Annotated in this window: 10 protein-coding genes; 9 read left to right on the forward strand and 1 reads right to left on the reverse strand. The window is 66.6% G+C overall.

The genetic code is table 11. From position 1 onward, the window contains the following. Positions 1-96 precede the first annotated feature (96 nt). Positions 97-2331 (forward strand): heparinase II/III domain-containing protein, encoded by a 2235-nt coding sequence (locus AC3XQU_RS22380; RefSeq protein WP_489876371.1) that lies wholly within the window; start codon positions 97-99, stop codon positions 2329-2331. Between the two features lie 132 nt (positions 2332-2463). On the opposite strand, the gene AC3XQU_RS22385 is transcribed toward AC3XQU_RS22380, so the two are convergent. Next, the gene (locus AC3XQU_RS22385; protein WP_489876372.1) at positions 2464-3363 is read right to left on the reverse strand and encodes a DUF4394 domain-containing protein; all 900 of its coding nucleotides are present in this window, start codon (positions 3361-3363) and stop codon (positions 2464-2466) included. A gap of 323 nt (positions 3364-3686) precedes the next feature. Here AC3XQU_RS22385 and AC3XQU_RS22390 point away from each other — a divergent pair, with 323 nt between their 5' ends. The 8 genes from AC3XQU_RS22390 to AC3XQU_RS22425 all read left to right on the forward strand — a co-directional run. Then, positions 3687-4907: a glycosyltransferase gene (locus tag AC3XQU_RS22390; protein WP_489876373.1), complete on the forward strand. Its 1221-nt coding sequence runs from the start codon at positions 3687-3689 to the stop codon at positions 4905-4907. Positions 4908-5012: 105 nt separating this feature from the next. Then, positions 5013-6119, forward strand: a complete 1107-nt coding sequence (locus tag AC3XQU_RS22395) for a glycosyltransferase (RefSeq protein WP_489876374.1) — start codon at positions 5013-5015, stop codon at positions 6117-6119. Further along, positions 6116-8080 (forward strand): heparinase II/III family protein, encoded by a 1965-nt coding sequence (locus AC3XQU_RS22400; RefSeq protein ID WP_489876375.1) that lies wholly within the window; start codon positions 6116-6118, stop codon positions 8078-8080. Before AC3XQU_RS22395 ends, AC3XQU_RS22400 begins: the two co-directional genes overlap by 4 nt. A 28-nt stretch (positions 8081-8108) precedes the next feature. After that, on the forward strand, positions 8109-9221 hold the full coding sequence (gene wecB / locus AC3XQU_RS22405) for a non-hydrolyzing UDP-N-acetylglucosamine 2-epimerase (RefSeq protein ID WP_489876376.1): 1113 nt from the start codon (positions 8109-8111) through the stop codon (positions 9219-9221). A 13-nt stretch (positions 9222-9234) separates the two neighbouring features. Beyond that, entirely contained in the window at positions 9235-9993 is a 759-nt protein-coding gene (locus tag AC3XQU_RS22410) for a WecB/TagA/CpsF family glycosyltransferase (protein WP_489876377.1), read from the forward strand. 163 nt (positions 9994-10156) lie between these two features. Beyond that, on the forward strand, positions 10157-11155 hold the full coding sequence (gene galE, locus AC3XQU_RS22415) for a UDP-glucose 4-epimerase GalE (protein WP_489876378.1): 999 nt from the start codon (positions 10157-10159) through the stop codon (positions 11153-11155). Positions 11156-11171: 16 nt separating this feature from the next. Beyond that, a complete protein-coding gene (locus tag AC3XQU_RS22420) occupies positions 11172-12350 on the forward strand; it encodes a nucleotidyltransferase family protein (RefSeq protein ID WP_489876379.1) in 1179 nt (392 codons plus the stop codon). Continuing rightward, positions 12347-12410: sugar phosphate nucleotidyltransferase (locus tag AC3XQU_RS22425; protein WP_489874904.1), on the forward strand; the 64-nt coding region annotated here is incomplete at its 3' end. The genes AC3XQU_RS22420 and AC3XQU_RS22425, both read left to right, overlap by 4 nt.

Genomic DNA, 12410 nt, shown 5'->3' on the forward strand with positions numbered 1-12410 from the left:
AAGCCGCTGCAGCTAACAACAGGCAAGCGTTCCCAAGCCAACCGGCCCTGCCGGCGCGGCGCAAGAACTTCAGATATTTTTCTCGGAGTACCCACAATGCAATTTCACCGGAAGAGCCTCGTCTGGGCCGCTGCATGCGCCTCGCTGTTCGCGAGCGTCAGCGCCCGCGCCGACTGGGTCCAGTCGAACGACCCGCTGGTCATCCAGGCCAAGCCCGAAATGAACCAGGTGCAAGCCCAGAATCCGCCGGGCTTTACCTGGTCGCGCCATGTCACCGGCCCGGCCAGCTACGAACTCGAAATCACCCCGGTCGGCGGCACGCCGACCAAGGTGGTGGTCGAGCGCAACTGGCACTTGCCGACCAAGGCCCTGGCCCTGGGCAACTACACCTGGCGTGTGCGCCCGGTCGGCACCACCGACTGGTCGAACCCGCGCACTTTCTCGATCACCAGCAAGTCGACGGTGTTCGAAGTGCCCGACAACGCCACCGTGCGCAACCGCATCCTGTCCAAGGCGCGCCCGCGTTCGCTGCCGGCCTCGGTGACCCCGTTCTCGACCTGGAGCCTGGCCAAGAAGGCCGACCTCGAGTCCTACCTGAGCCGCCTGGGCAATGAAGTCAAGGCCCAGATCACGGCCGTGCCCGCGCTGTCGGACTCGCGCTGGTCGATCGTGATCACCAGCCCGCTGACCGCCGCCATGGCCGCCCAGCAGACCGACGTGCGCCAGCGCATCAACGAAGCGACCCGCCAGCTGGAAGCGGCGGCGCTGATGTACCGCATCAAGGGCGAAGCCGTCTACCTGACCGAAGCGCTCAAGCGCGGCGACGAACTGGCTGCCCTCGACCCGAACGGCCCGACCAGCTATGTCAACCAGGACCAGGCCACGCGCCAGATCGCCTGGGGCCTGATCAAGGGCATCGATTCGCTGGCCGGCGCGCTCGACGCCACCCGCAAGGCGCGCTGGCTGGCATCGGTCAAGGCCCGCACCACTGTCATGTACGACAACCTGGCCGGCGACAATGGCCGCCTGGACCAGTTCCCCTTCGATTCGCACGGCAACACCAGCCTGGTCTTCCTGGTCCTGATCTCGAGCCTGTCGCTGGGCGACATCCCGGAAGCGCAGAAGTGGTTCGACTTCTCGTTCCGCGCCTATGCACTGAGCCCGAATCCATGGAGCGGCCCGGAAGGCGGCTATGCCAACGGCACGGCCTACGCCGAATACTCGGCCGCCTACCTGCTGGCGCTGTGGGACCCGCTCTCGCACGCCAGCGGCGTGAACTTCTTCGGCAAGCCATGGACGCTCGGCTTCCTCGACTTCGCGATGGAATTCATCCCGCCCGGCTCGCGCGTGCACGCCTTCGGCGACGCGTCCGAAACCAAGCCGGACGCCCGCGTGTTCCGCGCCTTTGCCTCGCGCATGTGGTCCCCGCGCGCGGCCTGGTTCGTGAAGAACACCACCGGCATGGAAGACGCGATGTCGCTGCTGTCGGCCCAGTACCCGCTGCCGGTGAAGGACACCACGATCTACCAGGCCCCGTCGAACTCGGCCTATTACCCGAGCATCGGCTGGGTGGCGATGCACAGCGACCTGGCCTCGACCCAGCGCATCTCGACCTTCTTCAAGTCCAGCCCTTACGGCTCGTTCAACCACAGCCACGGCGACCAGAACGGCCTGCTGCTGTCGAGCGCCGGCCAGCCGCTGCTGGTCAAGGCCGGCTGGTACGACTGGTACGGCTCGCCGTACTGGAGCGACTGGTACCACCAGACCCGCTCGCAGAATGCGATCACCTTCGACGGCGGCAAGGGCCAGCTGGTCAACGGCTACCGCGAGCAGCTGCAGCGCAACGGGAAGATCACCGCGTTCACCGCCCAGCCGACCTACGACTACACGGAAGGCGATGCGACCCCGGCCTACGGTGGCCAGCTGACCATGGCCAAGCGCCAGGTCTGGCACCTGCGCGGCGCCGGCAATGCGGTGCTGGTGCGCGACCGCCTGTCGAGCACCGTGGCCCGCACCTACGAGTGGAACATGCACACCCCGGCCATCATGACGGTCGAGAATGCCCTCAACGTCAAGGTGGCGGCCGGCACCCAGACCCTGTGCGTGCGTTCGCTGAACACGGCGGCGACCTTTGCCAAGTGGATCGGCCCGGGCGCCAAGGCCAATGTGATCGAAGACCATGGCGCCTTCTACCTCAAGGGCGAAGCCAACGCGACCGCCGAATACCTCGTGCTGCTCGACGTCGGCTGCAAGAAGCCAAGCGTGACCATGGGCAGCTCGGGTTCGGTGCGCACCGTGACGGTGGATGGCCAGACCGTGACGCTGAACTGAGCACCCAGCCGGCGCGACGCGCCTGTCAGGGCAAAAAACCCGCAGCAGATGCTGCGGGTTTTTTCTTGCTATGGCGCTATACCTGTTACGTGTGGAAGACGCCCAGCGCCGCTTGCGGAGACAGCGCCCTTGCTATTGCTCCAGCGGGATGGCGATCCCGATCACCCGGTACTGCGCCGGGAACATGCCGCGCAAGGTCGCCTTGCCGGTCGGCAGGTCGATACTGAACAGGCTGCTTTTGCCATCCGCGCCCGCCAGCGAGGCCAGCGCCTGCACCTCGACCGTCACCCCGTTGCGCACGCTGCTGTAGATGTCGAAGCCGGTGTCGCCGGCCGCATCCACGCCCAGCTTGCCGGTCGCGGCCAGGGTGCCGTCGTTCGGCGGCGACTGCAGGGCGACCTGGTCCAGCATGGTGTCGAGCGCATACAGCGTGGTGGCCGTCGTGGCCGACAAGTCGTTATTGGTGTACGCCGAGCCGGTCACCATGAGCGCGTTCGGCCCGACCGCATTGGCCGGCGTCGCCGGTGGATAGTCCAGCGGATCGTCGGCGACCGTGGTGCCGCCGGGGTTGATGTTGTGGCGCAGGTTCTGCCCGGTGTCGCTGACGATGCGCAGGCGGTCGGCGGCGGGATTGAAGTCGACGCCGAACGCATTGCCCTCGAGCGGTACCGTCAGGCTGCTGACACGGGTCGCCACCGCGGTGCCCGCATCGATCCGGTACACGCCGCCGCTGCGGCTGACGCCATACAGGCCGCCGTCCTGGACGCGGTAGTCGATCCCCACCAGCACGTCACCACGCATCAGGCCGCTGACGCTGGCGATGGCGCGGGCCTTGTCCGGATGCTTCTCGCGGAAGCAGACCAGCTGCATGTCGGCGGTCAGCCCGATCACCGCGAGCGGACCGCCTTCGCGCTTGTCGTCCAGGCAGGCGGGACGGGCTTTTTCGGCTGGGGCCTTGTCGGCCGACACGGCGGGACCTGCCGACAGGGCGGCAAGGATGGCGGCAAGTGCCAGCACAGCGGGTTGCTTCATGGTGACTCTCCTCGATACGCCGCTCGACGGTGAGCGCAGCGGCTGGGTTTTCATTGAAACGCGGGAGGCATTGCCCGGCGCTAGCCGAATGTGCGGCAATGCAAGCAGCCGGTGCGGCTTCGATCCGGCACCTACACTACGCGTGGGGGCTGGCGAACGGATGCACAAAATGCGAAATATTTTTTCGACAACACGAACGCCGCCGTGCAGGAGGGTTTTTCTGCGCGGATGTGCTGCATCGCACATTCCGCGAACGCGGCCGAACCGTGCAGGGCGACAGCTGGGCTAGAATCGGCTGGCCTGTCCTACCGGAACGAGCCCGCATGCGCACACCGCTGTCGATCGCCTACATCATCCGCGACCCCTTGCCGCCGGCCCGCGCCGACGTGCTGACCCTGTTCGGCGAGGAGATGCCGCGCTACGGCGTGCATAGCGAGATCGTGGGGCAGGCCGGCGGCGACCGCCCGGCGGGGCCCTGGGCGGCCGGCGGCATGCATGCGGTCGGCAGCCTGCGCTCGCGCTTTGCCAGCGTGCTCTCGCCGCTGTGGGACCTGCGCGGGCTGCTGCAGGCGCAACGCCGCGTGCGCCCCGACTGCATCCAGGTGCGCGACAAGATCGCCTCCGGCCTGCTGGGCCGGATCGCCGCGGCCATGCTGGGCGTTCCTTTTGTGTACTGGATGTCCTTCCCGATCGTGGAAGGCTTCGAGGTGCGGCGAGACGAATTCAGGCAGCGCGGGCGGCGCCTAACCTGGTTCGCCCATGCCGTGCGCGCCCGCGCCTCGCGCTTCGTGATCTACCGCCTGGTGCTGCCCGGTGCGCGCCACATCTTCGTGCAGAGCGAAGCCATGGCGGCCTGGCTGGCAGCCCAGGGTCTCGAGCGCGCGCGCATGACGGCGGTGCCGATGGGCGTGGACGCCGCCTTGTTCGACCGCGCTGCGGTCGCGCCCAGCACCGACCCGCGCCTGGAGGGCCGGCGCGTGGTCATCTACCTGGGCCGTATCGCCCGGGCGCGCGACTCCGGCTTCCTGCTCGACGTCGTCGGCCAACTCATGCACGAGGTCCCCGACATCCTCCTGGTGATCGCCGGCGACGCCGCCTCGGACGACGAGATGGCCTGGATGCGCGCCGAGATCGCGCGCCGGGAATTGGACAAGCACGTGCTGCTGACCGGCTGGCTGTCCCAGCCCGCCGCGCTCGGCTACGCGGTGCGGGCCGAGGTCGGCCTGTCGCCGATCCCGCGCGGCACGCTGTTCGACGTGTCCTCGCCCACCAAGCTGGTCGAATACCTGGCGCTGGGCATCCCCAGCGTCGCCAACGACATCCCCGACCAGCAGCTGGTCATCGAAGAAAGCAGGGCGGGGCTGTGCGCGCCGATGCAGGCGGCGCCCTTTGCCGCCGCCGTGCGGCGCCTGCTCGATGACCCGGAACTGGCCGCCACCCTGGCGCAACGTGGTCCGCCGTACGTTCGGCAGCATCGGACCTATGCTATTCTCGGCCAGATAGTTGCAGAAACGTACACAAAAATCTTGCCCGAACGGAAATAAGGCTGTCCTCATTGTGTTATGCGCCTGACATTGAATCGTGCGCTTCCGGGAGACAACACTGTTGTACTATTCAAAACAATTTCTATTGCGCAAACTCTTGGCAGCATGGTGGAGGGCGTGAAGCAGGCGCCGCGGGTGCTGATGCTCGGCACCGAGCCCGGCGGACGCGGCGGCGTGGCCACGGTGGTCTCGCTGTTGCGCCAAAGCGGCCTGTTCGAGCGCGAAGGCGTGTGCTACCTGCCGACCCATACGGAAGGCTCGCGGCTGGTCAAGATACGTGCCGCGCTCAAGGGCCTGGCGGGCACGCTGGCTTGCCTGGCGCGCGCCCCAGGCCAGCGCCCGCAGGTCATGCACGTGCACGCCGCCTCGAAAGGCAGTTTCGTGCGCAAGTCGGTGCTGCTGGCGCTGGGCCGCGCGGCAGGATGTAAAACAGTGTTCCACCTGCACGGCGCCTGCTTCGACGATTTCATTGCGGGCGCCAGTCCCTTGATGCGCCGCTGGATCCGCCACACGCTGGAGCGCAGTTCGGTCGTGATTGCCCTATCGACCCGCTGGGCCGGTTTCCTGCGCGGATTCGCGCCTGCGGCGCAGGTGGTGGTCGTCCCGAATTCGGTGCCGCTGCCGCCGCCCGCGAGCTTGCAGGCCGAGCCCGGACGCATCCTCTTCCTCGGCCAGGTCGAGCCGCGCAAGGGGATTTTCGAGCTGGTGGAAGCAGTGGCGCTGCTGCGCGAACGCTTTCCCCACGTCCAGCTGGCCGTGGGCGGGCAGGGCGCCTTGCCCGAATTGCGGCGCCGCGCCGAAGCACTGAAGGTGGCCGACCGGGTCACCGAACTGGGCTGGGTCGACGCCGTGCAGAAGGCGCAGGAACTGGAGCGTGCCGCGATCTTCTGCCTGCCTTCGCATGCCGAGGGCTTGCCGATGGCGATGCTGGAGGCCATGGCGGCCGGCAAGGCGATCGTGGTCACCGGCGTGGGCGGCATCCCGGACGCGGTGCGCGACGGCGAGAACGGCATCCTGGTGCAGCCGGGCGATGTGGGGGCACTGGCGGCGGCCCTGGGACGCCTGCTGGGGGACGATGAGGAAAGGCAGCGCCTGGGACAGCAGGCGCGCGCCACCATACAAGAACAATTCGAGTCCGGCGTGGTGATCGGACGGATTTCGTCAGTCTACGAACAACTGCGTGCCATGGGCGCGAGCCGGGGGGATCGATGAATGCAACTGTAAGGATAGGGTGGCTGGTCAACCGGCTGCGCTGCATGTCGGTGGCCGAACTGGGCTACCGCGTGCGCCAGGCAGCGACCACGCGCATGGGGCGGCGCATGGCCGGCCGCACCGCACCCGCGCCGCTGCCGCGCGCGCTGACCCTGCCCGTGCACGGCGCCCCCGCGCTCGACGCCCGTGAAATCGAAGCCCTGCTGCTCGATGCCGAACGCATCTGCGCCGGCCACGTGGTGCTGTTCGCCGAGCGCCGCTTCGACGTCGGCGTGCCCACCGCCTGGAACCGCGATCCCGAAACCGGCGTCACCGGTCCCTCCGTCTATGCCGGCGACATCGCCATCACCAGGCGCGAGCAGGTCGGCGACATCAAGCACGTGTGGGAACTGAACCGCCACCTGCACCTCGTGCGCCTGGCCCAGGCCTGGTCGGTCAGCGGCGACGTGCGCTGGCTGCATGCGCTCGAGCAGCAGCTGCGCAGCTGGCTGGACCAATGCCCGCCGCTGACCGGCCCCAACTGGACCAGTTCGCTGGAGCTGGGCATCCGCCTGATCAACTGGAGCCTGCTGTGGCAACTGGTGGGTGGCGAAGCCAGCCTGCTGTTCGCCGGCGAATCGGGCCAGAAGCTGCGCGCCGACTGGCTGGACAGCATCCACGCCCATTGCCGCGGCATCGCGCGCCATCTGTCGCGCCACTCCTCGGCCAACAACCACCTGATCGGCGAACTGGCCGGGCTGTACGTGGGCGCCAGCACCTGGCCGTGCTGGAGAGAGTCCGCCGAGTGGTGCGCCCAGGCGCGGCGCGAGCTCGAACATGAAGCGGTGGCGCAGTTCTCGCGCGACGGCGTCAACCGCGAGCAGGCCTTTGCCTACCACGTGTTCTCGAGCGAATTCCTGTTCGTGGCCGGCCTGTTCGGCCAGGCCAGCCGCAATCCTTTCCCGCGCACCTACTGGGCCGCGCTGCAGCGCGCGCTGCGCTTCCTGCGCTCGGTACGCGACGTGGGCGGCAACGTGCCGGCCGTGGGCGACGCCGACGACGGCTGCGTGTTCCGGCTCGACGCCTCCGGCATGGACCGCGCCGGCCAGCTCCTGGCCCTGGGCGACACCGTGTTCGGGGCCCAGGCCGACCATCATCCCGGCGTGCGCTGGCTGCTGCATGCGCTGCCCGGCACCCGGCCGGATTGCGATCCGCACGAGGTTGCGACCAGCTGGGCCTTCCCTGACGGCGGCTACCTGTTGTTCGGAAACCACTTCGGCGAAGCGAGCGAGATCAAGGGCATGCTCGATTGCGGCCCGCTTGGCTACCTCGGCATCGCCGCCCACGGCCATGCCGATGCGCTGTCGCTGGTGCTGTCGGTGGCCGGCGAGGAATGCCTGGTCGATCCCGGCACCTTCTCGTACTGGCAGGAGCAGAAGTGGCGCGACTATTTCCGTGGCACCTCCGCCCACAACACCGTGCGCATCGATGGGCAGGACCAGTCCGTCAGCGGCGGGCGCTTCATGTGGCTGCGCAAGGCCGCCGCCCGCATCGAGCGCATGCCGACTTCGCCGCACGAATTCGAGTTCCGTGGCTCGCACGACGGCTATGCCCGGCTGTCCGACCCGGTGCGCCACCTGCGCAGCGTGCGCTTCGACGGCCCGACCAACACCCTGGTCGTGCGCGACGAGGTATCGGCGCGCAAGCCGCACAAGGTCGAGCTGTTCTGGCATTTCGCCCCGGAGCTCGACGTGCGCCTGACCAGCCAGGGCCTGTCGGTGCGCGGCAAGCGTTTCGTGCTGCAGATGCAGGCCAGCGGCGCCGACCTGCAGCTCGAACTGGTGCGCGGCGCCGAGAATCCGCCGCTGGGCTGGTATTCGCGCACCTACGAATCGAAGCGGCCCTGCGAAGTGCTGCGGATCACGACTGTATCGTCCGCCGTCCCGGTCGAATGCAGGTTTACAATAACGTTCTTGCATTAACAAATTTTTAACTAGTGGAAATGTTCCCATGTTGATCTACCTGGTCGCCGGCGCCCGCCCGAACTTTATGAAGATCGCGCCGATCGTGCGTGCGCTGCAGGCCCAGTCGCAGCTGAGCTTCAAGATCGTGCACACCGGGCAGCACTACGACCGTGACATGAACGACGTTTTCTTCGACGAGCTCGGCATTCCGCAGCCTGACGTGTTCATGGCCGCCGGCGGCGGCAGCCATGCCCAGCAGACCGGCAAGATCATGGTCGGCTTCGAAGAATTGTGCACGGCCGAGCGCCCGGCCGCGGTGCTGGTGGTGGGCGACGTCAATTCCACGCTGGCCTGCTCGATCGTGGCCAAGAAGCTGTGCATCCCCGTGGCCCACGTCGAGGCCGGCCTGCGCAGCGGCGACATGTCGATGCCGGAAGAAATCAACCGCCTCGTCACCGATGCGATTTCCGACTGGTTCTTTGCCACCGAGCCGGCTGCGGTCGGGCACCTGGAGCGCGAGGGCAAGCCGGCCTCGGCCATCCATTATGTCGGCCACGTGATGGTCGACAACGTGCTCTACCAGGCGGACAAGCTCGGCCGTACCGACACTTCCGGCTTCGAGACCAGCGCCTACAAGGCGGCGCGGCAGGCTGGCGGCGGGCGCTACGGCGTGGTGACCCTGCACCGTCCCAGCAATGTCGACGAGCCGGCCGCCTTTGCCCGCATCGCGGGGGCGTTGAAAGAGATCGCGCAGGCGCTGCCGCTGATCTTCCCGGTCCACCCGCGCACCCGCGCCAACATCGAGAAATTCGGCATCGACCTGGGCCCGAACGTCACCCTGGCCGGGCCGCAAGCCTATATGGCTTTCCTGAACCTGTGGAAGGACGCGGCCGTGGTGCTCACCGACAGCGGCGGCCTGCAGGAAGAAACCACCGCGCTGGGCGTGCCCTGCGTGACGATCCGCGAGAACACCGAGCGGCCGGTCACGGTCGACGAAGGCTCGAACGTACTGGCCGGCACCGATCCGGCCGCCATCGTGCGCGAGGCGCGCAAGGTGCTGGCAGGGCAGGGCAAGCAGGGCCGCCGCCCGCACCTGTGGGACGGCCGGGCGGCCGAACGCATCGTGGCCATCCTCGCGAAGGAATTGCAGCAGGTTTAGTAAAGGAGCACGCATGACTGAACGCATCACGCTGATGGGCTGCCAGGTCGACAACCTGACAATGGAAGAGACGCTGGGCAAGGTCGAAGGCTTCATCGCGACCGGTCTGCCCCACCAGCACGTGGTGGTCAACGTGGACAAGCTGGTCAAGGCCAGCCGCGATCCAGGCCTGCAGCGGATCATCAACGAATGCGCGCTGGTGAACGTGGACGGCATGCCCGTGGTGTGGGCTTCGCGCCTGCTGGGCAAGCCGCTCAAGGAGCGGGTCGCCGGGGTCGACCTGTTCGAGGCGCTGATGGCGCGGGCGGGCGAGAAGGGCTGGCGCGTGTTCCTGCTGGGCGCGCGCGAGGAAGTCGTGAGCAAGGTGGCCGAGACCTATGGCCGCAAGTATCCGGGCCTGATGCTGGCCGGCTACCGCAACGGCTACTGGAAGGGCGAGGAAGAAGAAGCGGCTGTCGCCGAGCAGATCCGGGCCAGCCGGGCCGACCTGCTGTTCGTGGCGATCAGCTCGCCGAAGAAGGAAGAGTTCCTCGGCCAGTACCAGGCCCACATGCGGATTCCCTTCGCGATGGGCGTGGGCGGCACCTTCGACGTCGCCATCGGCAAGGTCAAGCGGGCCCCCAGGTGGATGCAGCGCGCCGGGCTGGAATGGTTCTACCGGTTCTTGCAGGAGCCGCGTCGGATGTTCCGGCGCTACTTCATCGAGGACATGGCCTTTATTCGCCTGTTCATCAAGGAAGCCCTCAAGGGCAGGCAGGTCAAGCAGGGCTAGGGCGGCAGCACGAAGGCCGCAGTCGAACAAGAAACGCATCGGCCACGCGCCCGCCCTCGGGCAGGCGCGCCGCACCGTGCAAGGCCTGAACATGCTGTGATTCGCTGCAGCACTCACAGGCACCTGATTAATACCTATTACATATCACAGAGAGCGACACGACATGAAGATTCTGGTTACTGGCGGCATGGGCTACATCGGTTCGCATACCGTGGTCGAGCTGCAGCAAGCGGGCCACGAGGTGGTGGTGGTCGACAACCTGTCCAACGCCGTCGCGTCGGTGCAGGAACGCGTGCAGAAGATCTCGGGCAAGACCTTCGTCTTCGAAGAGGCCGACATCCGCGACCGCGCCGCCCTCGAGCGCGTGTTCGGCGCCCACAAGGTCGACGCGGTGATCCATTTCGCCGGCCTGAAGGCGGTCGGCGAATCGGTGGCCCAGCCGCTGCGCTACTACGACAACAACGTCAACGGCAGCGTCATCCTGTTCGAGACGATGGCCAAGTTCGGCGTCAAGTCGCTGGTGTTCTCGTCCTCGGCCACCGTCTACGGCGATCCGGCCTCGGTGCCGATCCGCGAAGATTTCCCCTTGTCCGCCACCAATCCCTACGGCCGCAGCAAGCTGATGATCGAAGACATCCTGCGCGACCTGGCCAAGGCCGAGCCCGACTGGCGCATCGCGCTGCTGCGCTATTTCAACCCGGTCGGCGCCCACGAAAGCGGCCTGATCGGCGAAGAGCCGAACGGCATCCCGAACAACCTCGTTCCCTACATCGCCCAGGTCGCCAACGGCCAGCGCGAGAAGCTCTCCGTCTTCGGCGGCGACTACCCGACCCCGGACGGCACCGGCCTGCGCGACTACATCCACGTGGTCGACCTGGCGATCGGCCACGTCAAGACCCTGGATCGCCTGGCCAAGGGCGCGGGCATCCTGACCTATAACCTCGGCACTGGCCGCGGCAACAGCGTGCTGGAAATGGTGCGCGCCTTCGAGGCCGCCTGCGGGCGCCCGATCGCCTTCCAGATCGTCGATCGCCGCCCGGGCGACGTGGCCAAGTGCTACGCCGACCCGGCCAAGGCCCTCGATGAGCTGGGCTGGACTGCCGAGCGCGATGTCGCTCAAATGTGCGCCGACGTCTGGCGCTATCAAACCACAGCCAAATAATTCAAAGGACAGTCCCATGAAAGCCATGATTCTCGCAGCAGGCAAGGGCACGCGCGTACGCCCGCTCACCTACGACCTGCCAAAACCGATGATTCCCCTGCTGGGCAAGCCCGTGATGGCTTACCTGGTCGAACACCTCAAGAAGCATGGCGTGACCGAAATCATGGTCAACGTCAGCTGGCTGCACGAAAAAATCGAAGAATACTTCGGCGAAGGCGAGCAGTTCGGCGTCCAGATCGGCTATTCCTTCGAAGGCTATATCAAGGACGACGGCGAAGTCGTGCCCGAGCCGATCGGCTCGGCCGGCGGCATGAAGAAGATCCAGGAATTCGGCGGCTTCTTCGACGACACCACCATCGTGCTGTGCGGCGACGCCCTGATCGACCTCGACCTGAAAGCGGCCCTGCTCGAGCACCGCCGCAAGGGCGCGATGGCCACCGTCATCACCAAGGAAGTGCCGTGGGACAAAGTCTCGTCCTATGGCGTCGTCGTCACCGACGCCGAAGGCCGCATCACCGAGTTCCAGGAAAAGCCGAGCGAAGACGAAGCCAAATCCAATTTCATCTCCACCGGCATCTATATCTTCGAACCGGAAGTGATCGACCTGATCCCGTCGGGCGTGGCCTTCGACATCGGTTCCGAACTGTTCCCGCTGCTGGCCGAGCGCGGCCTGCCGTTCTACGCCCAGGGCCGCCCCTTCAACTGGCTCGACATCGGCACCATGAGCGACTACTGGGAAGTGCTGCAGACCGTGCTGACCGGCGAAGTCAACCACATGGACGTGCCGGGCATCCAGATCGAACCGGGCGTCTGGACCGGCCTGAACACCAGCATCAACTGGGAAGGCACCACCATCGAAGGACCGGTCTATATCGGCTCGAACGTCAAGATCGAAGCCGGCTCGCGCATCGTCGGCCCGACCTGGATCGGACACGGCAGCCATATCTGCGAAGGCGCGGAAGTGGTGCGTAGCGTGTTGTTTGAATACACACGGGTGTTGCATGATGTAACATTGCATGAAATGATCGTTTTCAAGGACTACAGTGTCGACCGCAAGGGCGAGATGAAGCATGCTTCCGAGTATTCCTCGCGGGAGTGGCTCAATGCGCGCGACCGCCGCCGCTCGGGACGTCCTGAAACCGATGGCCAGAACGAGAACGAAACCGAGAAATTGAAAGAGAAAGTCAGCGCATGAAAATTTATCCAGTCATCCTCTCCGGCGGCGCCGGCACCCGCCTGTGGCCATTGTCGCGGG

It is taken from the genome of Telluria sp. AZSoR62 (assembly GCF_058111565.1).

What these genes read in the sequence shown, in the direction of transcription:
- AC3XQU_RS22420 (WP_489876379.1), top strand. Translation starts at nt 11,172, where the DNA reads ATGAAAGCCATGATTCTCGCAGCAGGCAAGGGCACGCGCGTACGCCCG.
- AC3XQU_RS22395 (WP_489876374.1), top strand. Translation starts at nt 5,013, where the DNA reads ATGGTGGAGGGCGTGAAGCAGGCGCCGCGGGTGCTGATGCTCGGCACC.
- AC3XQU_RS22410 (WP_489876377.1), top strand. Translation starts at nt 9,235, where the DNA reads ATGACTGAACGCATCACGCTGATGGGCTGCCAGGTCGACAACCTGACA.
- AC3XQU_RS22380 (WP_489876371.1), top strand. Translation starts at nt 97, where the DNA reads ATGCAATTTCACCGGAAGAGCCTCGTCTGGGCCGCTGCATGCGCCTCG.
- wecB (WP_489876376.1), top strand. Translation starts at nt 8,109, where the DNA reads ATGTTGATCTACCTGGTCGCCGGCGCCCGCCCGAACTTTATGAAGATC.
- galE (WP_489876378.1), top strand. Translation starts at nt 10,157, where the DNA reads ATGAAGATTCTGGTTACTGGCGGCATGGGCTACATCGGTTCGCATACC.
- AC3XQU_RS22385 (WP_489876372.1), bottom strand. Translation starts at nt 3,363, where the DNA reads ATGAAGCAACCCGCTGTGCTGGCACTTGCCGCCATCCTTGCCGCCCTG.
- AC3XQU_RS22390 (WP_489876373.1), top strand. Translation starts at nt 3,687, where the DNA reads ATGCGCACACCGCTGTCGATCGCCTACATCATCCGCGACCCCTTGCCG.
- AC3XQU_RS22400 (WP_489876375.1), top strand. Translation starts at nt 6,116, where the DNA reads ATGAATGCAACTGTAAGGATAGGGTGGCTGGTCAACCGGCTGCGCTGC.